The 25,197-nt window shown below is 51.3% G+C and carries 18 protein-coding genes; 9 read left to right on the top strand and 9 right to left on the bottom strand.

The window, feature by feature from the left end; genetic code table 11:
- The first annotated feature begins 146 nt into the window (after nt 1-146).
- Nucleotides 147-1,073 (top strand): branched-chain amino acid transaminase, encoded by a 927-nt coding sequence (locus AAF564_02920; protein MEM8484470.1) that lies wholly within the window; start codon nt 147-149, stop codon nt 1,071-1,073.
- Between the two features lie 67 nt (nt 1,074-1,140).
- Here the strand turns inward: AAF564_02920 and AAF564_02915 are convergent, their stop codons facing one another.
- The 3 genes from AAF564_02915 to AAF564_02905 are packed head-to-tail and all read right to left on the bottom strand — an operon-like array spanning nt 1,141 to nt 3,738.
- The gene (locus tag AAF564_02915) at nt 1,141-1,890 is read right to left on the bottom strand and encodes a queuosine precursor transporter (GenBank protein MEM8484469.1); all 750 of its coding nucleotides are present in this window, start codon (nt 1,888-1,890) and stop codon (nt 1,141-1,143) included.
- A 21-nt stretch (nt 1,891-1,911) separates the two neighbouring features.
- On the bottom strand, nt 1,912-3,006 hold the full coding sequence (locus AAF564_02910; GenBank protein MEM8484468.1) for an ATP-binding protein: 1,095 nt from the start codon (nt 3,004-3,006) through the stop codon (nt 1,912-1,914).
- 3 nt (nt 3,007-3,009) lie between these two features.
- Nucleotides 3,010-3,738 carry a response regulator transcription factor gene (locus tag AAF564_02905; GenBank protein ID MEM8484467.1) on the bottom strand — a complete coding sequence of 243 codons (729 nt, stop codon included), beginning with the start codon at nt 3,736-3,738 and terminating at the stop codon, nt 3,010-3,012.
- A 399-nt stretch (nt 3,739-4,137) separates the two neighbouring features.
- Here AAF564_02905 and AAF564_02900 point away from each other — a divergent pair, with 399 nt between their 5' ends.
- From AAF564_02900 to AAF564_02885, 4 genes are all read left to right on the top strand, one after another.
- A complete protein-coding gene (locus AAF564_02900) occupies nt 4,138-4,512 on the top strand; it encodes a hypothetical protein (protein MEM8484466.1) in 375 nt (124 codons plus the stop codon).
- A 264-nt stretch (nt 4,513-4,776) separates the two neighbouring features.
- A complete protein-coding gene (locus AAF564_02895) occupies nt 4,777-6,807 on the top strand; it encodes a FlgD immunoglobulin-like domain containing protein (GenBank protein ID MEM8484465.1) in 2,031 nt (676 codons plus the stop codon).
- A 29-nt stretch (nt 6,808-6,836) separates the two neighbouring features.
- Nucleotides 6,837-9,023 (top strand): PEGA domain-containing protein, encoded by a 2,187-nt coding sequence (locus AAF564_02890; GenBank protein MEM8484464.1) that lies wholly within the window; start codon nt 6,837-6,839, stop codon nt 9,021-9,023.
- Between the two features lies 1 nt (nt 9,024).
- Nucleotides 9,025-9,612, top strand: a complete 588-nt coding sequence (locus tag AAF564_02885) for a hypothetical protein (GenBank protein MEM8484463.1) — start codon at nt 9,025-9,027, stop codon at nt 9,610-9,612.
- 1 nt (nt 9,613) lies between these two features.
- Here the strand turns inward: AAF564_02885 and AAF564_02880 are convergent, their stop codons facing one another.
- The 3 genes from AAF564_02880 to AAF564_02870 all read right to left on the bottom strand — a co-directional run bounded on the left by AAF564_02880 (nt 9,614) and on the right by AAF564_02870 (nt 16,375).
- Nucleotides 9,614-11,044, bottom strand: a complete 1,431-nt coding sequence (locus tag AAF564_02880; GenBank protein ID MEM8484462.1) for a DUF1501 domain-containing protein — start codon at nt 11,042-11,044, stop codon at nt 9,614-9,616.
- A gap of 52 nt (nt 11,045-11,096) precedes the next feature.
- Nucleotides 11,097-14,147 (bottom strand): PSD1 and planctomycete cytochrome C domain-containing protein, encoded by a 3,051-nt coding sequence (locus AAF564_02875; GenBank protein MEM8484461.1) that lies wholly within the window; start codon nt 14,145-14,147, stop codon nt 11,097-11,099.
- Between the two features lie 248 nt (nt 14,148-14,395).
- Complete coding sequence (locus tag AAF564_02870) at nt 14,396-16,375, bottom strand: heparinase II/III family protein (protein MEM8484460.1); 1,980 nt, start codon at nt 16,373-16,375, stop codon at nt 14,396-14,398.
- A gap of 177 nt (nt 16,376-16,552) precedes the next feature.
- Here AAF564_02870 and AAF564_02865 point away from each other — a divergent pair, with 177 nt between their 5' ends.
- Nucleotides 16,553-19,930: a carboxypeptidase regulatory-like domain-containing protein gene (locus AAF564_02865; protein ID MEM8484459.1), complete on the top strand. Its 3,378-nt coding sequence runs from the start codon at nt 16,553-16,555 to the stop codon at nt 19,928-19,930.
- 91 nt (nt 19,931-20,021) lie between these two features.
- On the opposite strand, the gene AAF564_02860 is transcribed toward AAF564_02865, so the two are convergent.
- Nucleotides 20,022-21,266: a serine hydrolase domain-containing protein gene (locus tag AAF564_02860; GenBank protein ID MEM8484458.1), complete on the bottom strand. Its 1,245-nt coding sequence runs from the start codon at nt 21,264-21,266 to the stop codon at nt 20,022-20,024.
- 157 nt (nt 21,267-21,423) lie between these two features.
- Here AAF564_02860 and AAF564_02855 point away from each other — a divergent pair, with 157 nt between their 5' ends.
- Both AAF564_02855 and AAF564_02850 read left to right on the top strand, forming a co-directional pair.
- Nucleotides 21,424-21,861 (top strand): BLUF domain-containing protein, encoded by a 438-nt coding sequence (locus tag AAF564_02855; GenBank protein ID MEM8484457.1) that lies wholly within the window; start codon nt 21,424-21,426, stop codon nt 21,859-21,861.
- A gap of 13 nt (nt 21,862-21,874) precedes the next feature.
- Nucleotides 21,875-22,372 carry a BLUF domain-containing protein gene (locus AAF564_02850; protein ID MEM8484456.1) on the top strand — a complete coding sequence of 166 codons (498 nt, stop codon included), beginning with the start codon at nt 21,875-21,877 and terminating at the stop codon, nt 22,370-22,372.
- Nucleotides 22,373-22,435: 63 nt separating this feature from the next.
- On the opposite strand, the gene cmoB is transcribed toward AAF564_02850, so the two are convergent.
- Nucleotides 22,436-23,407: a tRNA 5-methoxyuridine(34)/uridine 5-oxyacetic acid(34) synthase CmoB gene (cmoB, locus tag AAF564_02845; GenBank protein ID MEM8484455.1), complete on the bottom strand. Its 972-nt coding sequence runs from the start codon at nt 23,405-23,407 to the stop codon at nt 22,436-22,438.
- Nucleotides 23,408-23,563: 156 nt separating this feature from the next.
- A complete protein-coding gene (gene cmoA, locus AAF564_02840; protein MEM8484454.1) occupies nt 23,564-24,343 on the bottom strand; it encodes a carboxy-S-adenosyl-L-methionine synthase CmoA in 780 nt (259 codons plus the stop codon).
- Between the two features lie 113 nt (nt 24,344-24,456).
- Here cmoA and AAF564_02835 point away from each other — a divergent pair.
- A partial coding sequence (locus AAF564_02835; protein MEM8484453.1) for a sodium transporter occupies nt 24,457-25,197 on the top strand: 741 nt, incomplete at its 3' end.

Below are 25,197 nucleotides of genomic sequence, written 5' to 3'. Positions count from 1 at the left end.
CTTTTTTGAGGGATACCTACCAGCATTTCGCCCATTCCCGGGTCGAACATTTCAAGGTGCATGCCGTTTGTTGTTTTCCGCCGATGTGATGTTCTGCGGAAATCAGAACCCCAACGTTTACACGTCATAAACCCAGCAAATATATTATGCAGCACGACATCTGGTTCAATGGAAAACTTGTACCTCATGAAGATGCCAATATCCACGTGCTATCCCATGTAGTTCACTACGGTTCTTCTGTTTTTGAAGGTATTCGCTGTTATGAAACCGAAAAGGGATCCGGGATCTTACGTCTTCGTGAGCACCTGCAGCGTCTTTACGATTCTGCCAAAATATATCGGATGGAGATTCCTTTCTCCCTTGAAGAACTTGAAGCTGCTACGGTAGAGACAATCGTAGAAAGCGGTCTGAAGTCTTGCTACATTCGCCCGGTTGTGTTTCGCGGTATGGGTGGCATGGGCGTAAACCCGTTGAAGAATGAGGTGGATACGGTTATAGCTGTATGGAAATGGGGTGCATACCTTGGCCCCGAAGCGCTTGAACAGGGTGTAGATGTACAGGTAGCTTCCTGGAGCCGTATGGCGCCAAACACCTTCCCATCGCTTGCGAAAGCCGGCGGCAATTACCTGAATGCCTCCCTCGTAAAAATGGACGCGATCCTGAATGGCTTCAATGAAGGCATCATGCTAAACACACAGGGCTATGTCGGAGAAGGCAGTGGTGAGAACCTGTTCCTGATCCGCGACAACGTCATCTATACAGCGCCTAGCAGCCTTTCTATTCTGCCTGGTATTACGCGTGATTCCATTATGACATTTGCCCGCGACATGGGTTATTCTATCCGCGAACAGCTTATTCCCCGGGAAGCGTTGTACCTTGCTGATGAACTCTTTTTCACAGGTACAGCTGCGGAAGTTACCCCTATTCGTTCAGTAGATCATCACACCATCGGTAGTGGTAGTCGCGGACCAGTAACAGCAAAGTTACAGCGGGCGTTTTTCGATCTGGTAGAGAAAGGCGTCGATCCACATGGCTGGATGACTCCCGTCAAGTTTCCAGTACCCTCAATTTAGGTTACATCCCTATATTGCTTAATCGGCGCGGGCATTTCAATAGCCCTCGCCGTAAGGCATCTGCTCCTCAAGACTCTACTTCTTCTTCTCGACCTTCCGCCTGCGCAATCAATTCATTGGCCGTCTCAGCCCCAAGGTACCGATCCATCACCCAATGTGCTGCATAAATGACGGGGGTGATCAGAATGGCTATGATGAACTTGTAGCTGTAATTGAAAAGCGTGATGGCCACAATTTCCTGGAAAGACAGTTGCCCCGCAAATGCGACCAGTAATACAATAAATGTATCAAGGAACTGTGAGCCAAAAGTAGACCCGGTAGCACGGAGCCAGAGGTGCTTTCCCTTTGTAAGCTTACGCAGCCAATGAAACAGCGTGATGTCTGCAAACTGCCCTATGCCGTAGGCAACCAGGCTGCCAAAAATCACGCGGCCCGATGCGCCAAATACCACATTAAAGGCCTCATCCGGCACTGGTGAAATAGAAGATGTAGGGACCGCCATCGCAATTTGCAGGAGCGCAAATTCGAAGATAATCATCACCATCCCGATCAACGTCACAAACTTGATCCCCTTCTTGCCAAAGTACTCGTTCATCAGGTCGGTAACGATGAACGTGATGGGGAAGGCGATCACGCCGGCAGTCATGATTACAGATGTAAATTCCTGCCCGAGAATATTGATGGTGAAAGGCAGTTCAAACGCCGTAAAAAACTTGCTGGCCGTAGCCTCAGCAACCACTAGGGCTGTCAGAAACACAGCAGCACACACCACAAACAACTTTTGCGGCCGACTCAGTACGTAAGCTTGGCGCATCATTACACTTCTGGAATACGGAGGTTAGTTGGAGACAGGAGCGGCCGGCTCTGTTTCAACAGGCTGCAAGGTAAAACCAAACGTAGAGCCTGCATTCTGTTTACTGTCGATGACCATTTCCGACCCGTGGGCTCCCAAGATATGCTTTACAATCGCCAGACCCAAACCTGTACCACCCTGCTCGCGCGACCGGCTTTTATCCACCCGATAAAACCGTTCAGTCAAACGTGGGACATGTTGCGGTGCAATGCCAATGCCATCGTCAGCAACGGTCACTTTGATGCGCCCTCCAGCAGTAGCCCTCGCAACAATTTCAACAGAGCCGGCGGGGTTGCTATACTTGATTGCATTGTCAACCAAATTAATCATTACCTGGCTAATTCTTGCTTTATCACCCAAAATCTTCGGCAGTGTAGCAGGAATTTTATGGTAAAGGGTTACATTTTTTGATTCAGCAAATTGTTCGAGCTCATCTGACACTTCATTAACAACATCCGAGAGCCGAAAAGGACGCATCACCATTTCCAGTTCGCCAGTTTCGATGCGAGAAATCTCCACAAGGTCGTTTGCCAGATTGCGAAGCCGCTTGGTATTTGCCAGAATCTTGGTGAGAAAGCGTTCGTTGACACGGTCGTCTGTAAGCGCGCCATCCAACAGTGTTTCGGCAAACCCTTGAATTGTAAAGATGGGTGTTTTTAGTTCGTGCGAGACATTGCCGAGGAACTCCCGGCGATAATCTTCAATCTTTTTGAGCTCGTTCAACTCCTTTTCCATCGCGAGGCCGGTACGATAGACCTGCCAGTTCAGCGCATTCAGCTCATCTCCCCGCGGCAAGTGTGCCTTTTCAAGGTTCTCAAATTTGTGTTTCCGAACCTGCTTGAGGGTCGTTCGTGCCAGCGTGATACGGGTTACCAGGAGTTGATGGGAAATCCAATAGGCAGCGCCGGCTAGCAGCAGTGGAAAAACGATGTGACTCCAAACCGGATACGCATCTGCAATAAGATGCACCAGCATTGAAACAACGAAAGCGACCAGACCAATCCAGCTCGCAAGCTTCAGCGAAAGTCGGCTAAACCGGAACCGCCGCCGTACATTTTTACGCTTGAGATTACGGTCCATCTGTTAAGCCAGAAACTTATAACCGACGCCTTTTACGGTTTCAATATAATCATTTCCGAGCTTTTCCCTAATCTTCCGCACGTGCACATCTACCGTACGGTCGACTACATAAACTTCGTGTCCCCATACCTGATCGAGCAATTCCTGACGGGAAAAAACCTTGCCCGGGTGGGATGCAATGAAATAGAGTAGTTCAAATTCTTTCCGGGGCAACCGAATTTCCTGGCTGCCTCCCTCTTCGTGCATATTGACCAGGTATCGATCTCGATCAATTTGCAAGTTGTGTATAGAAAGCTGCTGAGGTTTCGTGTCGTTACGATTTGCACCACGCAACAGGGCACGAATCTGGCTAAAGAGTACGGGGATGGATATCGGCTTGGAAAAATAAATATCAGCGCCAACATCCAGTCCCTGCACCTGAATTTCTTCTTCTGTACGCGCCGTGAGCATCAGAATCGGGGTATGCATCAGGTACGCATCCTGGCGCAGCCGGCGACATACTTCTATGCCATCCATGCCAGGCATCATGATATCCAGAATCACAAGATCCGGCTTCATGTTGCGCGCCAATTCAATTCCTTCGATACCATTTGTAGCAGCGGCCGTTTTAAACCCCTCCTGCTCAAGGTTATACTGGAGTAGTTCAATGATATCGTCTTCATCATCGACAATCAGAATAGAATGTCCCTCTTCGAGACCAGGTTGTCCTTTGTGGGTATTGGAAGATGCCAATGTAGTATCGGATTGTTAGTTGGACAGACCGCGAGCGATTTCGCACAAAAGTTAGTGCCTACTGCAATGGATGCGTGTTATGGAATCATTAAATCACATCGGTTCATTTAGACTTCGTGATTGACAGTTGTCGGCATCAATAAAATTGATGGTAATCTGTTCCGCCCCTTAAGTTTTGCAATAGTTAGTCGATATAGTCCATACATAGTCTGATTTGCTGAAACCCCGCTAACTTTAGCGCCGTCAGCCAGAATGAAAAACCTTAGGGCGCGCCTGGCCTTCTTTTCCGCCAAAATCAATTCAAACAAGCGCTTATTCTGGCATATACGGCCCCCAATGCCTGCTTCAGCAAGTCTGTTTGCCTGAAACCAAGTTCTTTTATCCCGCAAAACCACCTTGATGAAGAACCCCCTTACCGAAAAATACGAGCGCTGGTTCAAGCGCAATGCAATTGGCGAGCAGAAAGAAAGTGAAGGGAAATTTGAAGATGCCATTCGAATGTATGAAGCCAACATTGACGAAGGTGCCTACACACTATTTCCGTATGAACGCCTTGCCATCCTCTACAAGCGAAAAAAAGATGCGCGGAATGAGCAGCGCATCATCAAAAAAGCCATCAAAAAGCTAAACGAACGATCATCAAAAAAGCCACTGGATAGCTATCTCTTCAACTTGCTAACCAGTTTGCAACGTCGGCTGGCAGATCTGTCTGAAGACACATCCGACTTCCTACATTTTGAGGATCGATGGGCTAAAAAAAGATTACCTTATTAACTAACCACTTCTCTTTACGGACACCCTGAGCGCGGCAGCTACGCTTTATGGCCAACCAGATTATGCGCCAAAAGCACATAGCCATCGTGACTGGATACGTACCAACAAATCCCGGTTGTTGCTTTTTTTGTTTGATGCCAGGATCTGCATCTACCCATCGGGTATGATGCAGACCAAGCCAACTACCTTGCTAGTTGCAATTCCTGAAGTCAAACCTGGCAAACGATCCACATTCGTTGTTGTATTCAGTTTCATCACGTCTCCATGTTGCGCCCTCTTCTCCTGGCTTCTTTGCTTTGTGTGCCTGGCTTTGCAGCCAGGGCCGCTGCGCCCGCATGGCATTTCGTTTCTCACACTGCGGCCCCTCCGGTAACAAACACAGAAGACCCAAAAACAACTACGCCAACAGCTACTCAAACGCCTGTTGTCGTCAATTCTCTGCCTGACATTGCCTACAGCCTTACGGCCGGCTCTTTCACCATCAATCTGACTGAAGTTTTTGAAGACACCGATGGTGGTGCCCTCAGTTTCTCAGCGATCTCCAACAATCGCAACGTTGCCACAACAGAGGTTGCTGGCAATATCCTCACCGTGACGCCCCTTTCGCTTGGCAGTTGCCGGATTCGCGCTACAGCAAGAGACAACGACAACGGCAAAGCAGATGATACCTTTACGCTGATCATAAACAGCAACCAGCCCCCTTCTTTTGCGCCTGAAGCTGAATTCAACAAACAGGTGCTGGTATCTAACGCAGAGCCAACGGCTATCGACCTGTCTGGCCTCTTTATCGACCCAGACGGTGACAACCTTGTTTATGCCGCTGAATCTGAGGACAATGAAATTGCAACAGTTGAGATTAACGATGAGACCTTGCAACTCAACCCCGGCCAACCCGGAGAGACAAGAATCTCACTGTCTGCGAATGACCAAAATGGCGGCATTCTACTGGCGACATTTGCTGTAGAAGTGATTCTCGGTTACCCCGCAACCATGGCGGTTGACATCGGCATTACGTTTGGCGACTACCGGGACCAGGGCAATTACCGGCTCCTGGCCCTTCCTGGCAACCAGTCCATTTTCCTTGGTAACCTCATCGAGGGTGACGCTAATAAAGACTGGGTTGCATATGCACCGGACACCTCGAATACGGGCCGACTTGTGCCCTTTGAGCGGTCACCCAGCTTTGTCCTGAATCCAGGCTCAGGGCTTTGGCTGCTCAGTAAATCAGACTGGGAGCAACGCGAAGTTATCGTAGAGACGGTTCCGTTAACCAGTGAAGGCGTTTTTGAAATCCCACTACGAGCAGGCTGGAATATTATCTCAAATCCGCTTGATCAGAATATTCCCTGGTCAATTGTAGCAGCATACAACGGCGTTTCTCAGGATATCTGGCGCTGGAAACAGGGATATCGCGTCGTCAATACGTTTTATTCAACACTCAACGAAGCCGAGGCATTTTACTTTAACAATGTTGAAGGTCTCGAAAGTCTAAAGCTGCCCTATTCGTTTCAGACAGCGGCTGCAAGCAAAAGCGAGACACGCTACGGGCAACAGGCTACGGGCATTCAGCAGCCGGCAATCATACTCGAAGCCACGCATGGCCCGTCCAGCGCATCAGCTGGTGTACAGATTGTACACGCGCCGGAAGCAGAAGACGGTTTTGACGGTCGCGACAAATATGCGCCACCCGTCTATTTTGATGCGTTTTCGCTGCTAATCGCGCCGGCGCATCCAGACTTTGCCCAACAGAAACTTGCAGTTGAAGCCAGAAGCACCTCGAATGAGGCACAGCTATACGACCTCGAACTAACCGCTCCCGAAGCAGGACCGGTCACACTCCAACTCTCCGGTACGTTTGATGAAGATGTAGTTCTGGTAAATCGCCTCGACACCCAACATTACCGTTTAAAAGACGACCCATTACCCACCCTCCATCTGGAAGAGCAGGTCACCCCGTTTACGCTGCTTGTTGGTGGCCGCGATGCCGTTGAAGAAGCCTTACGTAGCCTGAAGCCAAGCATTTATTCGCTTAAGCCAAACTATCCCAACCCGTTTGGCTCGCGCACGACCATAGAATATGCCCTACCCGAAGCACAGCACGTTGACTTGAGGGTTTTCGACTTGATGGGGCGGCATGTAACTACGCTTTACCAGGGAGAACAGGCAGCCGGCCTGCACCGCGTCCAGTGGCACGGGCTCGATCAGCACCAACACCCCGTAGCTAATGGTGTTTATTTCTACCGGCTTCAATCCCAAACGTGGACCCACACGCGCAAGATGACCCTCATTCGCTAATTTCGCTTACCCAGGTGCACCGTCATCGCATGAATCCACAAGAACACCACACACACGAATCCACCCTCTATGGCTACAAGCTGTTAGAGATAGAGGGCAAACATGCTGCCTGGACAACGTACAAGGCAACAGAGGAGGCATCTGGCAAACAGGTTTCTGCGCTGGTATTTGATACTGCTGTCTCACAAAACCCCCAGATGGTTGAGGCGCTGGAAGACTATGCCTTTCAGGCGAGCCGACTCAACCATGTCAATCTGCAGCAGGTCATTACCCTTAAAAACGGCCAGGATGGCTGTATGCTGGTCAAAGAATACGTTGAAGGGACCCGGCTTGATATGTACCTTCAGCAAAAGCAGGGCATCAATTGGCAACATGTACTGCGTTTTCTGAAACACATGCTACATGGGCTCGGAGCCGCACACGAAGCCGGCTTCATGCAATGTGTACCCACACCTCAAAATGTTGTCATCGCACGCGGCAATACGGCAAAACTAACAGACATGGGCGTGCAGCTCATTATCCGTAAACACAGTTTGCTGTCTGACGACAGCAGCGTCAGCGACAATGCAAATCCTTACCTCGCGCCCGAGTCGGCAAAGGAGGATTTGATTATCCCAAATGCGGCCTCCGACATTTATGCAGTAGGATTGCTCGGCTATGAAATGCTGACCGGCCATTCACCGCGCGGGCAAAGTGAATCCAATTACTTTGTTGAAGAAAATCTGACCAAAGCGCTGGCCCAGCCTATCAAGCAACACAACAAGGGCGTCCCGGAGCAGTTCTCAGAAATAATACAGAAAGCAACCGAGCACCACGCCATTCATCGTTTCAACAATGCAGAGGCAATGCTTGAAGCGCTGGAGGAATTGACACCGGCAGCAGCAAAGCCCAATGTGGTCTATCACAAACGCGTGCAGCACAAACGCCGCCGATTTCGGTTGTCACCAGCCACCGTCCTGATTTTGACAGGCCTCGCGGCCTTGCTGGGTGCCGGCTACTACTACAAGCCGATGCTGCAGAAACAGAATCCTTTTGAAGCCCTCAACCCGGCTGCAGTACCTCAACAAGAGCGCCCGGTGCGTACAGCCGGTCCACTTAATGAAGCTGCTGCTGCTGTGCCCGCAACAACGCGCCCGCTCACTGAAGACGCGGCAACCAGCGCAACTGAATCAACGCCAGACAGCGCGAATGCCGGCAATTCACCAGCTGGCGGCACAACACAAGATATTGAAGAAAATACGCCGGCTGAAGTGCTCGAACAAACGGCCCAAGCCATGGCGGCTCCAGCTGAAGCAACACCCTTAACAAAAGAGCAGGCAACTGTTTCCATAAACACAGCTGAGCGTGTAATCACACCGGAAGAAGTTGCGCCAGCAGAAGAGCCACAAGTTGTTGAGGACAAGGCGCCCGAGTCAGCGCCACCAGCAGCCAGTACACAGCTTCCGTTTCAAGCCACAACCGTAGCTGCACTGATCCAGGAAGAAACTGCGGAAGAAACACCCGTAACCGAACCAGTGACTAGCGGCCCATCCAGGCAGGCATTAGCGGATGCAACAGCAACGCGGCGTACCCTGATTCTGACGAGTGAACCTGGTGGCGCGATGGTGTCTATTGAAGGCAAAGCAATGGGGACAACACCTTTCCAGTTGTCGAACATCACCAGCGAGCAAGTAGACATTGTGTTATCCCTGCCGGGGCACAAATCTATTCGCGAACAGATTGATTTGGCGAACGACAGGATAACTGAGCTGTTTTTTGACCTTCTGCCAGAAAATCGTCCCCTCATCCTTAATGTTTTCCCCTGGGGCAATGTATACCTGGATGGAGAACTGGTAGCTGAACGCGTATCAGGGACGGACACCCTGTTTATCGCACCAGAGAACTACACCCTCTCGATTGAACATCCTTCGTTTGGCGTGTGGGAGCAAGCGCTTGAGCGCGGGGCGGCTGCTCCACTTAGCTTTGATGTTGATTTTACAGCACGGGCTGCGTTTCGCATAGCTGCATACGATGACAACAGGCAAACACTGGCCGGCGAGGTCTTTATCAACGGCCACAATACACGGCAAACTACTCCCGTCACTATAGAACTTCCCCTCGGAAAACATACCATTGAGGTAAGGGCTGAAGGATATGAGCCCATACAGATCACACGCCTCATCGAGCGCAACAGCGCAGAACCAGAACCTATAAAGCTCCAACTCCAGAGGAAATAAGATGCCCCTTCCCCGCATCCAACTAAAAATCCGTTTTCTGCTCCCAATCTGCATTTTGATGCTGAGCCAGCCTGTTGCAGCACAGCAAACAACAGAGGTTTGTGAACAGGTTACCGCAGCAGCTGAACATCTGTTTTTCAATGCAGTGTTCGACGAAGCCATCGAAACACTTAATGCATGCCTCAAGGCTGAAGAAGAAGATCCGGGGCTATTGCTGGATGCTGAGAAAGCAGAGATCTATTTGTTGTTGTCGCGTGTCTATTTTGCAGACCAGCAGCGAGCAGAGGCAGCAGATGCCTTGACAAAGTTGTACCAGTTGAAGCCGGCCTATGAAATGGCCGAAGCATTACCGCCGCCGTTTCTTGCCTTTGCAGCTGACATCCAGGAAATCAACAGCGATGAAGAGGTGTTGGACCTACAGCTTGTGCCGGCGCCACCCATCGCAGAAGAGCGCAAACTCAACAACAGGCGCTGGTTGCTGATAGGAGGAAGCGGGCTATTTGCTGTAACTGCTGTGGCGATTATGAGCAGTGGCCGATCCAGTACATCCAATGTCTTCCCGCCAGCACCAGGCCCACCGGGCCAATAACTCAGGTTTTCAGAATCGGCTGAATGACGTGTCCGTGTACGTCGGTAAGTCGAATATCCCTGCCGCTGAAGTGGTACGTCAGATTCTGATGATCCACGCCGAGGAGGTGTAACATGGTTGCATGCAAGTCGTGGATGGTTGTAGGATTTTCGACAACGCGATATCCGTATTCATCTGTCGCCCCATAAATCATCCCGCCTTTTATGCCTGCGCCGGCAAGCCACACGCTGAATGCAGAAGGATTATGATCGCGGCCATCAGTACCTTGTGCAAAAGGGGTACGCCCAAATTCTCCTTCCCACACAATGAGTGTTTGATCAAACAGGCCGCGAGATTTCAGGTCTTTGATTAGCCCGGCAATGGGCTGATCGACTGCCAATGCGTTGAGTTCATGCCCTTTTTTGAGTTGAGCATGCTGATCCCAGCGATCATACCCGACATTCGGACACGTTAACTCGATAAACCGCACCCCGCGCTCAACGAGCCGGCGCGCCAGCAAACATTGCGCAGCGTAACCGCGCGTATGCTCATACGGCGCATCAAATCCATATAACTTTTTCGTAGCAGCCGTTTCACTGCTCAGGTCTGCCAGTTCTGGTACAGAGGCTTGCATGCGAAACGCAAGCTCATAGTTTGCTATCGATGCCTCAACCTGATCCGCTTGCCCCAACTGTCCCATCAGGGTCTTGTCCATGCGCTTCATCAGGGCCAGCTTGTTGGACTGCTGGGTCGGATCTGCCTCCAATGGCAGGATATTGGACAGCGGCTGGTCTTTTGCCCGCAAAATCGATCCCTGAAACGATGCCGGCAGGAAACCGCTGTTAAAGTTATCGAGCCCCCCGGGTGGAATAAGACCGCCATCAAGCACTACATATCCCGGCAAGTCCTGGTTTTCAGTCCCCAATCCATACGTCATCCAGGCGCCCATACTTGGCCGGCCCTGAATGCCTATACCCGTATGCAAAAAGTAGTTGGCGTTGGTATGCTCCGGGAAGCTGGACACCATAGAGCGGATCAGTGCAAGGTCGTCTACACACGTGGCGATATGTGGGAAGAGCGAACTGACGGACATGCCACTTTCGCCATATCGATTAAAAGACCATGGGCTCTTCAACAGTTTGCCGACGTTGTTAAACTGCGTGTTGTCGACTTTAAATTTATCATACGGATTTTCACCATGCTCACGATCGAGCCGCGGTTTCGGGTCAAATGAATCAACCTGGGAAACCCCACCATCCATATAGAGAAAAATAACGCTACGTGCCTGCGGCGCGAAGTTCGCAAGTTTCGGCGCCATTGGCATCTCAGCGCCTGCCATTTGCCTGATTGCGTCTTCGGGCCGGCATCCCATTGCCGTGCTGCCCATCAAACCCATTAACGCCATTGAGCCAAACCCATTGCGACACAGGGTCAACATTTCACGCCGCGTCATCCGGCAGGTTAAATGATGGTTGTTTGACATGTCTTTTCCCGCAAAGGGCCGGCTAAACCAGGTGAATAAATTCTTTCATATTGAAAATGGTATGGCAGAAGTCCTGCCACAACCGTTCATCGTTCAGCGTACTTTCAGCATCTATCATCCCTGCGTCTAACGCGTAGGTGCGCGCCTGTGCCTGGAGGAAAGCAAGGGCGTTTTCAACTTCCTCAGGTGTGGGCACCCGCGCAAACGCGCGTTGATAAATCAACCGTATTCGCTGCGCTGTGTCCAGGTCTTTTAGCGCAATAATTTCTCTGGCCCAGTGCCCGGCCTGATCATATACAAAAGGATCGTTTAGCAGGGTGAGCGATTGCGCCGGCACATTACTCGTATTGCGTTTCCCAAACGAAGTGAACGGAATGGGCATATCGAACACAAGCATAAACGGCTGGAGGAAGTTGCGGCGAACAGACAGGTAGATGCTACGCCGTCCATCACCATCAAGCGGCCCTGAAGCAGCCGGCCGCCCCCGACCTTCCATAAATTCGGTGAGATGAACGGGAATATCTTCACCAAACATCTCTGGATTAAATCGACCTGAAGCAACTAGCATAGCGTCTCGAATGGCCTCTGCCTCTATCCGCCGCACAGGGTAGTGCTGCAGGTATATATTTTCGGGGTCTATTTCCTGGGATTTGGACGAAGCTACCGTTGCGCGCTGGAATGTATTGGACCGCACCATGTGTCGGAGCATTTGTTTGATCGACCAGCCTTCTTGCATAAACTGAATCGCCAGATTATCCAATAGCGCAGGATGTGAGGGGTATTTACCCTGGACACCAAAATTGTCAACGGTCTCTACGATGCCTTTTCCAAACACGTAGTGCCAGAGGCGGTTTACCATCACGCGGGAGGTGAGGGGGTTATCGGGTGCCAGCAAGGACTCAGCAAAATGTAGCCGGCCGCTGCCATCGGTATCGTATGGCGTTTGCAAACTATCGAGGAGCGTGAGGCTTCGCCGGGCAACCAGCGTTTCACTGGGAGAAGCGACTGCTCCACGGATAAACACAGGATGATCCGCGCCATCGCCGTCAATCACACCCATATAAATGTTTGAAGCCGGCAGTGCCGTTTTTGCGGCTGCAATGTCGGCACGCAGATCAGCCAGCAGCGGCGTGGTATCTGCATGCACCCGGGGGAGTGTACCCTGCTGTAGTAATCCGTTGAGTAATGCCACATTGTCCTCGTCTGCACTGCCCGCCTCCCAGTTGCTGATGGTGGCGCGGATATGCTCTGACGAAACAACCTCCGTTGTATTGATCAACGCATGCAAAGCGGGAGATTCTTCATCGTGTGCCACCGCATATACTGCTTCAATGTATGCGGTATCAGCCTTTTCAAAATGCTGGCGTTTATAGCTCCCCGGCAACATTTCCAGGTACACCTTCTTGCCTTTCCACATCTTCACATCAAACACGTAGTCCTGCAAAACGGTTGTATCAACAGCTGCTTCCAATCCGCCATATATGGGATACTGGATCAACTGGAAATTATCCATAATAACACGAATACTGGCCTGATGGCCGGCAGCACGAACGGTGATGTAATTGTGGTTCAGTTCAAAATCCGGAGAACGCAACGCACCAAAGAGCCGGCTTGATCGGGTAGCACTGGAAACGGATGGTGGTGCAAGGCCGGACAATGCGCCAGCTTCAAACACAGGCATCCCGGCAACCGGCTTGCTTTCAAACGCGAGCCCTTGAGGACGCCACATATCGTAAGTCCCCGCAGTAAAATCTCCCAACACTTCAAAGGCCGGCGTATCCGGTACTGTCAGCACTTCTTTGACGGCTTCGACCGCAATGGCGTCAGCAAGCGGTTGTTCGCGCCACACATCAGCCACGGTTCGCCGCACTGCGTCATGCAATGTGGAAAGCGCTGTAGCCTGGTCGATGACTTCAGGTGTAACGTTCGCGCGTACAGCGTACCGCGAGCTTCTTATCATCCCGTAGAGGGCATAATAATCTGTCGTTGGAATCGGGTCGAATTTGTGGTCGTGGCATTTTGCGCATGAAACCGTCAGCCCCTGAAACGTCTTCGAGGTGACATCGATAATGATATCGTTGCGATCGCTTTCTTCGATGCGTGTATCAACAGGACTGTGTTTGCCTTCCCCAAGCCCGTAGAACACAGTGCCAATCGCAGATTCGTTAAATCCGTCAACGGGGTGCACGCGCGGTTTTTCTAGCAGATCGCCGGCCAGATGCTCTTTTACCAGTTCGTCGTAAGGCAAGTCGGTATTGAAAGCGCGGATCAGGTAATCGCGGTATGTGTTGGCACCAATCACGGGGTAGTCAAACTCATGGCCGCGCGTATTGGCATACCGGACAAGGTCCATCCAATGCCGGGCCCAACGCTCTCCAAAATGCGGGGAATCCAACAGGCGATCAACCAGGCGATCGTACGCATCCGGCGATTCGTCTTCAAGAAATGCCTGCACACCTTCCGGGGAGGGCGGGAGTCCGGTTAATACAAAAGATAGCCGGCGAATTAGCGTTTCTTTGCTGGCTTTTGGCGCCGGCGCGAGCCGCTTGTCTTCCAACGAGGCCAACACAAACCGGTCAATTTCATTCTCAACTTCCCAACTGCGACGTACCCGAGGGGGGCGCTGTTTTTCTGGAGGCACGAGTGCCCAATGCGGTTTATACGCCGCCCCCTGGTCAATCCATTTTCGCAGCAGGCCCACTTCGTGATCCGATAGCACTTTTTTGAGCTCAGGCGGCGGCATTCGTTCTTCAGGATCGTGGGCAACAACACGCTGAATCAGGGCGCTTTCGTTGCTATTGCCCGGCACCAGGGCACGCACGCCACCCTCTAGTTCAACCATTGCACTATCGCGTAAATCGAGGCGTAGTCCGGCTTCCCGAGAGCTGATATCGGGCCCATGGCATACGTAACAATTTGCAGATAGCAGGGGCTTGATGTGCTCGTTGTAATCTACAATCTCGGGAAGCTCCGGTTCGCCAGACTTCCCAAACAGGAAAGCACCACTTGCCACAACAGCAAACAGTAGCAGAACAGTCAGGGGTAGCTTCATCCTGGGCGCACGGTTTTGCATGGCAGACGATGGTGGATTGAAAGGCTGCGCGAATCAAGATGGCACACGCGTAAAACTGAACGATCGCATGCAATTCATTTAAATTCGCAGTCTGCTCATAGAATAGCAAGTTAAGCGGACCAACTGCAGGCTGGATTTTTAGCCCACGCCGTATCTTACCGGAAATCCGGTGCTTGCTGCAGCCATATCAGGCGGCTTCATAGATACACCGCCAGGCGATCTAATACGCCATCCCCCCTTGCAGGGCCTCAATCAGCCTTGATAAAGAGTTGGTGTTCACCGGTTAGCGTTTCGGCCCTGCTCACCAGCAAGATGCGGGTTAGTTGTGGGCCCCACACTGTCCGCATGCTGGCATCATCGAGCGGTATCTCTTCAATCACCACCTCAAATTGCGCCGGATCGTACGTCAGGGTTACATCCTCTGCGGGTAGCGCAGCTTTTACATCCTGCGCCCTGAGGGTAAGGGTGCCGTTTTTCTTGCGTACCTGGCGCGGCGTCATAAAAGAAAGGCTGTAGGGCTCAACAAATTCTCGGAGGACGTATTCTTCGTCCAGCACAATGTGTTCATCGCGAATCAGGGTAAAGGTGCGCAACCAGTAATCTAATTGCGCAGTATCTGGATATGCTTTACGCAGGTTTACTTGAAAACGGGTCCGTTCGTCAAACGTTTTGAACACCACATCCCGGGCCTTGAACGCAGCACCAGCCTCCTGCATTACCCCATTGATGGTGGGCAAATTGTGGTAGGCCGACTGCATGCTCCAGATGTCATAACGCTCACTGCTGAATGTCTTTGCCGTATACTGTCCTACGCCGGCATCCACAAACACAGGATGTCCGTTGTGGTACACCATGAAGCTGCCAATATCATTGTGGTTGTGGCTTTCATCATTGTGCCCCCCCTTTACAGCCAGGTAAAAACCTTCACGGGACTCATGTTTTTCCCGCGTCATCACGACCTCTATATCAGGAAGCCAGATATCACCAAAGAGCGGCTCAAACGGTGTAGTTGCGGCAAGTTCATCCAACACAAAGAACGCCGGCAATTGTCGGTTTAGGTGGCCAAACACTCCGGGGATGAAGCCGGCGCCAAAGTTTTGCTGCGCAGCGGCAAATGCAGCAAAGCCCGTCATGCGCTCGTCTTCAATCATTTTCCCATAGCGATAAATGAGGGCCGGCTCAACATTAATTTTGCCTCTGGCGTCGGCAAAGTTGATGAAATACGCGTCAGCGATGTAGCCGAGGTAGATATACGAGCCCATCGCTCTTATAAGCGGTTTGTCAAAGATATTAATCTTGCCATCGGACGCGCTATGCAGGAGTTCCAGGGTGTCGAACATAGAGCCCGCCGCCCTGCCCCAGTACCCTGGCCCCTCATCACAGCCCCCATCTCGCGGATAGGAGTTAATAAACAGATCTAGGCTGCGCATAATTTTGTAGACAGCAGCCTGCCGGCGTGCTTCATCTGCCTCAAGCAAGAGCACCATGGTAAGCCAATTGGAATTAATCCAGGGATTCCAGTTGTTGATTCGTCCGCCTTCAAATCCCATCCACCAAAAGTCTTCTCTTGCAAGATTCGGGGATAAAATACGGCGATCCACTTCGCTTCTGATCCGCTGTCGAATCAAGGGAGACAGGTCATCCAGCTTATCGCCGAGCAGGTAATCTGTCCATGCGAGAAGGCTTCCGGTTTCAGCTGCAAAGAGGTCAACGGTGGGTTCATTTACATCGGGCAGTCCTGAGCCGGCCTTTTGCAGGCTCAGGTGTGCCGGCACCCCCCAATACGTCTCCTCGCTGATGGCCCAGATGCCATTGAGAATATCATCCATAAACCGGCCACGGTTTTCCATGGCTTCAGCAACAACGAGCTTCGCCAATTTCTCCCGCCGCGTATTCGCCAGCTTCTGATAGGTACTCCGGTTGCCTGTGCGGACGTACTCAAGCAATACTGTTGCTGGCAAAGCAGGCCAGTTTGTACCAAGCAATTGCTCCGCAGCATCGATGTGCGCGCCACGCACAGCATCAGGTACCTGCTGCCAGCCGGCATCGCCAGCGCGGGGATAAGGCTGCCAGTCTTGCAACGGGGTGATTAAAGCTGGCAGATCAGCTTCAGCAAACTGCGTTGTGAGATAGTTGCGTTTTCTCGTATGCGGACTCTGCGCGGCGAGGTCCACGATATCACAAAAGCACAAAGCAGCAATAAGCAGAAAAATCGAGCAAATTCGCATCACTTATATTTATTAAAATACCTTTTAAAGATGCCTTGTTCTCCTCCTTGTATCAGGGAGACTGCAATAAAAAATAAAAATCAGGAATAAGTCCACCCCTGCGTATGTCTAGAGGGTGTTCACAAATAAAATTACCGGGGTACCCGGTAACACTTCAACTCATCCACAGTTCTAGTCATGAAACACCAAGTACTCCGGTTTAGCCTATTTCTCTTCTGGTGCATGGCAATTATGCCCGCCGTTTTTGCGCAGCAGACCCAGTTGCCCGAATCGCAGGAAGCTCGCCGGCAAGTGCTGCATGCAATACAGGGCATGCAGGCTTCGCTCCACAAACATCCGACGCTGCTTAACACCCTGAGTGCAGCCAAGTTCAGTGCGAACGACTCCCTCGACGCCGGCGGCATCACCGGACGCATAGAAGGCATTGCGGATACTGACAGTAGCGCCTGGGTACTGGCCGTAGCAGCGCACCTCTTTGAAGATCCTACGGCATGGGCATTTGGCGAAGTAAGGCCAGGGGGTGAGTACATCATTACAGGCCTGGATCTCGGATCATACCTCATCATGGCCGGCGCCGACGGCTTTATGCCGCAATTCTTCAGCAATGCGTACAATATATGGGAAGCAGCGATTGTCGAAGTGGCCCCCAATGAAATCACGGAAGGCATCAACTTTTTCCTGGAGCCCGCGCAATCCGGCGCAGGCGCCATTACAGGACGCGTAATAGCAGAAGATACAGGCGAGCCCATTGCAGGCGCCCAGGTCTATGCATTCAGTGCCAACAATTCTTTTGTTAGCATGCGGACCGAAACCAACGACGACGGTACGTACGAACTCCCCGAACTCAGAAGCGGCGCGTACTACGTACAGGCTTACGCTGAAGGATATTTCAACCAGTTCTACGACGGTGTGCTCAATATTGAGCATGCCACAACGGTCGCTGTAATTGACCAGGAAACGGCATCCGACATTAACTTTGCCATGAACCAGGGCGGCACCATTTCAGGTACTGTAACAGGTGCTGACGGTGCCCCAATCTCAGGTGCAAACATTCAGGTTTCAGCGCTGCGTGAACGCGGCGACTACGATGGGTATTTTTATGGATGGGCAGTTACAGACGACGCAGGCAGTTATACCGTTTCAGGGCTCGGCGATGGTGACTATGTAGTGGGCGTCCACCATTATGGGCCTAATTACTATGTGAACAAATGGTATGACAATGCAGGTTCATTTGAGGAAGCAACGCCGGTGCCCGTTACGCTGGGTGAAGATACGTCTGACATCAATTTTGTTATCGAGTCACCCACCGCGTTTGGCAGTATAGCCGGCGCACTACGTCTCGAAGATGGCGCGCCCCTGCAGAACGCCATCGTACGACTAGAATCGATTGACACCCCAGGATTCTACTATTTCGACTACGCCTATCCGGATGAAAATGGCAACTACGCCATGGATGATGTGCCTGTTGGTACCTACCGCGTGGTATTAGAATACTGGACCAACTGGTTTTATGACGTGATGTGGTACGACCAGGCTGACAACGCTGAAGAAGCAACACCCGTTATGGTGGTAGAAAACGAGCGGGTCACAGATATCAATTTTGTTGTCCCTGTTGCTGAAGGCGTTATTTCTGGCGTCGTAACCAATACAGAAGGCAAACCCATTGCGAACGCTTACATCCAGTTGAACAATGCCTACCGTGATGATGGTACGGGCGTGTATCTATGGGCCTATGCCAATACCGATAACGAAGGCAAGTTTACCATTGAAGGCTTGCCAGATGGCGAATACGTAGTCTCAGCCTTTTTCTGCTACTTCTATGAATGTGTGCAGGAGTGGTGGCCCGATGCTAAATACGCGGAAGAAGCAGAACCGGTTGTGATTGCCGAAGGCTTGAGCAACCCGCCTTCGGTGGAATTTGAATTAGATATCCAGTTAGGCGATGCTTCAATTTCCGGTAAGGTTACCCGCAATACAGGGGAAGTTCTCGCCGGCGCTGTGGTATCTATCGCGCCTTATGTAGACTTTTCTGACTCTACAGGCAACGGCAACCCTGACTTTCCCTGGGTATCCGAAATTCAAACTTACACAGACAGTGAAGGCAACTACACCTTCAACTACCTGCCAGCTGGCACCTACCGTCTTTTTTCTTCTTACTGGGAAGAAGGGGCTTCAGGCTTTGCCTGGTATGAAAATGCAACGGATATCGTGAATGCCACCCCGGTAGACCTCGGCGCAACGGAGGCCTTGATCGACATCAATTTTGAACTGAACGTCCGTTCCTACTTTGGCACACTGGCCGGCCGCGTGGTGCGGGAAAATGATGTACCCATTGAGCGGGCTTATGTAGAAGTGAACTCCTATTACAGAGACTACGACCAGGATATTGCGTTCTACCCTTCCGACTGGTATGGCGTCACTGATGCTTCTGGTGCATTCAGTATCGAGCAGTTGTATGAAGGTGAATACATGGTGTCGGTCTATGCACAAGACGCACATCTTGCAGCACTGGACTCGGGCAGCGTAGAAATTTCGTACGTCCAAATTCGAGGCGGAGAAATAACAGAAATCGATGTATCCATGGTTACGCAACAGGATGGCAATGCAGAAATTGCCGGCCGCGTAGTCAATGATCAGGGAGACCCACTGGACGTCAGCATCATCAAGGCCATCCCGGTTACGGATGACGGTGCAACCTATTACACAGCGATAGCAGATGAAGATGGTGCGTATCGTTTTAGCAACCTGCCCGATGGCGGCTATTATGTCCTTGCCCGTGGCCCGATGCACATCACCGAGTATTTCAATGATACCTCCGATCCTGACAATGCAGAGTTGGTTGAGACGTCGGAAGACGCGCCGGCTACCGCTATCGACTTCTCGCTGGAGCCTTTCTATTACTACTACGACTTCGCCGAAGGAGACGCACGCGGCCTGCCAGATGTATCGGGCCAGGCGAGCCTCGTCTACGGTAGCGTGCACAGCCAGGATGGCGAGCCCCTTGCTGGCGCAACAGTCTACGTGGTTGACGAAGCAGGTGACGCCCTGATGTCTACAGAAACATTTGAGGATGGCATGTACGAACTGGCGGGGATCCAGCCAGGCCAGGAATACCGTATCAAGGCTACGCATGTTGGGTTTGAGAGCCAGTTCAACGGCGAAGCCCGAAGCGTTGATGCTGCTGACGGGCTCACCATGAACAGCGGCCAGTACGAGTTTAATTTCTCGCTCAGCAAACGCAACACCTCCGTTGGTAACGATGATCAGCCTGCGGTACCAACCCGGCTTGCACTCCACGGCAACTACCCGAACCCGTTCCACGGCACAACGCGGATCAGCTTCTCGTTGCCACAAACAACACACGTAGCCATCGAAGTGTACGATACGCTTGGCCGACGCGTGACAAGCTTACACGAAGGTATACTCAATGCCGGCACCCATGACATTGCATGGCGTAGCGCATCAAACGCCAAAACACTGCCAAGTGGCCTGTACTTCTACCGCATTGTTGCCGGTGACCAACAGCAAACAGGCAGCATGACCATGTTCAGATAAACTTGCTTGCCCCAAAAGCAGAAACGCGGAACTGAGACATCGCTCAGTTCCGCGTTTTTTTATTCGATTTTTTTTGCTGACCTGTAACCCATCAGTCTACCAGGGACTGATACAAGGCAACCCTGAAATTAGGCAACAGCGGATAGCGGCCATAAGGCATTAGCTGTGTCATGAAGATCCCAATGACTTGTTCTTCAGGATCGGCAAAATAGTGGGTATTTGCTGCACCATTCCAGCCATAGGTACCTGGTGTCCCAATCACGCCGGGCGCTTTGTCTTCCAGCCGGACGCTGAACCCTAGCCCAAATCCGTACCCAGGTGCATGGACGCCGTCAATATGGGTCACGGTCATGTATTCAACCGTTTTGCGCCCAAGAATTCGCACACCATCCAGTTCGCCTCCATTGAGCAACATCTGTGCAAAACGAACATAGTCTGATGCCGTAGAAACCAGCCCACCACCACCAGAGAGAAAGGCAGGCTTCTGACTAAATTGTCCATTAGGCGGATCCACGACCATCAGCTTCCCGGTATTGTCTATACCATGGTTGGCTGCAAAACGGTTAATTTTATCAGCCGGCACAAAAAAACCTGTATCCACCATATTGAGCGGATCAAAAATCCGGGCATGGAGGAATTCATCAAATGGCTGTCCGGATAATACCTCTACAAGGTATCCCAACACATCTGTGGCCAGGCTATAGTACCACCGGTCGCCAGGCTCAAAAAGCAGGGGCAGGCTGCCCATTGAGGTTGCCAGTTTTTCCAGGTTTGGCCACCAGGCGCGGCCCGTCTCTTTGCGGTACAGCGAATCGACTACAGTATTGCTAAAAATGCCATACGATAGTCCCGAGCTATGGGTCAGCAGATGCCGGATAGTCATTTTGTTTTCTACTGGCCGCAATACCGGATTTGCTGCCGGCCCTTCTACATAAACTTGCTGATTTTTAAAGGCAGGGATGTACTTTTCTACCGGATCGTCGAGGTGAAAGGCCCCTTCCTCATACAGCATCATTAGTGCAACACTGGTGATGGGCTTGCTCATGGAATAGATACGGACGATTGTATCGGTGGTCATGGGTTCGCCCGTTGCGATATTGCGCGCACCATAGGCATTAAAATGCACCACTTTGCCATTGCGGGCGACAAGCGATATTGCGCCGGCAATTTGCGATGCATCAACATGCTTCTCCATCAACTGATCTACCCGGGCCAGCCGATCGCTCGATATACCCACATCTTCTGGCGCAGCTTCAGGCAGCCCCTGTGCCCCTGCATCAATCGTGAAAAGTGCGAGGCAAAGAACCAACAGGCAGAGGCGACTGGGTTTCAACATATGCTTATCCATTCGGGGAAATTAAGAATCTTTCATCGCTAGCAACCTAACAAATTGCGTAAAAAACTCCAATCGAAATCCCGGCTTAAGAAATCAGAAATCCAACCGATATAATAAAAGAATAGGTGCAAAAGAAAGCAATCTATACACCACGCCTATGGCAGACATCTTTAGCATTGTTTATGCAAGTTCGGCAAACAAAGAGCTGGATGAAACAGAGCTTCAGGAAATTCTAAATGAAGCCAGATGTAACAATAAAGCATCTGGTATCTCAGGTTTGCTGCTTTATGCAAACGGAAATTTCCTTCAAATCCTCGAAGGCAGCGAGGCTTCGGTTATGAATCTTGTACACCGCATTGAGCAGGATAATCGCCACCACGGCATTATTCGCTTAATGGAGTTTAGATCCTCCGAGCGCAGCTTTCCGGAGTGGAGCATGGGATACAGACAGTTGAGCGCCGGCGAGATGGAAGGTGCCCTGCCCGGATATATCAATATTTTCAAATCACAAGCAATCGCCGATGAAATACAGGCTAAAGTAAAACAGTCCGTATGGACACTACTCATGTCTTTTCGTCAGATTGTTAATGTATAGATCAGGTAACGCTATGGATACGCAAACAGCTAATACCGCCGTTGACACGGCGATTGAAGAAGAAGAAAAAGTTGAATACTTGCAGTTGATTTACATCAGTGCTGCCTCGGTTGATTTTACAACTGAAGACCTGACCAACTTGCTGAAAAAGGCACGCGAGAAAAACGCAAAAGTAGACGTGTCTGGTATGTTGATCTATCACGAAAAGTCTTTCTTCCAGGTGCTAGAAGGCCCTGAGGAAGAGGTTTACAGGGTCTATGACATGATCGCAGACGACCCTCGGCACGACGAAGTAAGACTGCTCTTGAAATCGGTTGTAGAAAACCGCAGCTTCGAAAACTGGAGCATGGGCTTTGTGAATACAGACCGTGAGCTTTTTGAGCAAATCCCTGGTTTTGCAGACTTTTTCAAACCAGGTTTTGCAGTGAAAGAAATGCGTACAGAGGGTAGCACGCTGGGTCGTGTGATGTCTGAGTTCCGCGAAGGAAAATGGCGTCAGACCATTTCCTAAATCTTGGTTAGCCTGCCTGTTGCGTACACGCAGGGTAATGCCTGCGGGTACGCAACAGGCAGGCTATCTTTTTGCCGTAATTATTGCACGCCGCGGGGCCGGGTATCCCTCGATCGTTCGCGTGTTATCGTTTGGGTCGAGGTAATCTTTTAGCGACTCAAACCGCATCCATGGCGTGTTGCGCTGCTCTTCTTCGGTGGTCAGTGCAACATCAACAAGTTGCACATCTTTGTACCCACAACGCTGCACCCACTGCTGCAGTCCGGCCGGCGTAGGGATAAACCAGACATTCCGCATTTTGGCGTACCGATCTTTTGGCACCAGCACCTGGCCTTCATCCCCTTCGATTACGAGTGTTTCAAGGACCAACTCCCCCCCAACACGCAACAACTCTTTGAGCTTGTACAGGTGATCAAAAGGCGATTTCCGGTGGTACAATACCCCCATCGAAAACACAGTATCAAATCCAACAAGATTCTCAGGCAAAGCTTCTATACCCAGCGGTAGCACGTAAGCCGGCACATCACCGATAAAACTCCGAACAGCCTGGTATTGCAGCACAAAAAGCAGATATGGGTCGATACCGACTGCAAGCCTTGCGCCTTCACCAAGCATTCGCCAACAATGATACCCACTCCCGCATCCGACATCCAGGACCCGTTTGCCGGAAAGAGGCTCAATGGCGTCGATCAACCTGTCCCATTTAAGATCAGAGCGCCATTCTGTGTCGATATGAATACCAAACAAATCATACGGCCCTTTGCGCCAGGGATGAAAAACCTGCAATGCCGTCTCTAGCGCCGCTCGGTCCTTGGGGGAAATATCATCAGGTGAGCCAATGCGAATCACCGAATCGCTGAGATCAACAGCTGAAGGCTGCACATTCGGAAATTCTTTGAGTGTCAACAGCCACAGATCCAGATCTCCGTGGCGCCTGGAATCAAAAGCCTGCTGTAACTGCGATGGCAACACATCTAACCATGACTCCAGCGGAGAGATAGCCAGTTGCTCGTACAGTGAGGTGTAATCTATCAAATCACAAATGGGGGATGTTCAGGGGATAGTACTTTGCGTATGTGGGTACGCCGGGGGTGATGTGTGGTGGTCGAACGGGTCTTTTCAGACAGCCCACAAGATAGGAAAGCCCGCCAACCGATGCGTCATCCTATGGATTTTTCCGAGCTTTATTCACTAAACAGCTTTCATGGCCAGCAAAGAAGCAAAATTCAGGCTTTGAAACCACACCGCAGCCCGCTCGAAACCGGCGGTCTGTAACCGGTCCTGATGGGCAGGCAACGAATCCGGTATCAGCACGTGCTCCAGCGCTGATCGTTTTTGGCTGATCTCCATCTCACTGTACCCGTTAGCACGCTTAAAGTCGAGATGCAACGCAGTCATCAATTCCTGCTCTCCCGGATCTTCAAACACGACTTTTTCAGATAAAATCAAAACCCCTCCCGGCAGCAATCCGTCGTAAATGCGGGCCAGTAAAGCAACGCGCTCCTCCGGCGCTATGAACTGCAAGGTATAGTTCAGTACTACAACCGATGCCCCTATAATTTCTGTAGCGCGTATATCTGCGCACTGCAATTCAACAGGAACGTCAGGGCTGCGGCTATCGAGGGTATCCCTGAACGATGCAATCATAGCCGGCGCATTGTCGACACCAACAATGCGGCTCTCTGTACCCACAAGTGCCGATGCCATCGCGAGGGTTGTGGCGCCTAGCGAACATCCCAAATCATAACACACCCCACCGGCGCCGGCATACCGGGCCGCAAATAGCCCGGTCATGGCTACCACCGTTGTGTAACCGGGGACAGAGCGTTTAATCATATCGGGGAATACATCTACAACGGCCTGATCAAACGCAAACTGTGCGACCTGGCTACGGGGATGCGCGTACAAATCGTCTTTCCTGTCTCCTGATCGCGGCGATAAATCAACGGACAAACTGGCCCTCTTCTTCATGTTTCTTTATCAATTCTACTCCTGCTAAACGATCTTCTGCTACGCATCGTTTCGAATTTTCTTGTAGATTAGGCTCCCACCTACCCCCATCCCACCAGAAAATTCTTTGGACCATGGAATTCATTAGTACCCCGGATTGGGTTGTCATTGCACTCTATTTCGTCGCAGTATTCGCCGTTGCCTTTGGCGTGGGCCGGCGAGCCAAAAATAACGAAACGTCAGCCGGCTACTTTCTTGCCGGCCGGAATGTCGGCTGGTTTGTAATTGGCGCCTCCCTGTTTGCGTCGAACATCGGTGCAGAGCACATCATCGGCCTTGCCGGTACAGGCGCTGACAGCGGCCTTGCTGTAGGGCAATTTGAAATTCTCGCCTCGTTAATGTTGCTATTGCTTGGCTGGGTCTTTGTCCCGTTCTATCTCAAGAGCGGGGTCTTCACCATGCCCGAGTTTCTGGAGCGACGGTACGGCGAAGGCGCGCGCTGGTACCTGGCCATTATTTCGATTTTAGGATACATTCTGACCAAAATCTCCATTACAATTGCCGCCGGCGGGATCGTTTTTGAAACCCTGATGGGCATCAATTTCTGGACAGGGGCCCTCATTGTCATCCTGGCCACTGGTGTTTACACCGTATTTGGCGGGCTGCGCGCCGTACTTTATACGGACCTGCTGCAGATGTTTGTCCTGATTGGCGGTGCAATTGCGGTTACCTTCATTGGGCTTAACGAAATTGGCGGCTGGAATGCCATGTACGACGCTGCAGGAGGTAGCTTCTTTACGCTTTGGAAACCGATGTCGGACCCCGACTTCCCGTGGACTGGGATTATGTCTTCCTGTGACAACTTGTGGACTTGT

It is taken from the genome of Bacteroidota bacterium, from assembly GCA_039111535.1.
Lineage (GTDB): Bacteria > Bacteroidota > Rhodothermia > Rhodothermales > JAHQVL01 > JBCCIM01.
The sequence above is the reverse complement of the archived record's forward strand: the minus strand, read 5'-3'. Positions and strand labels throughout refer to the sequence as shown.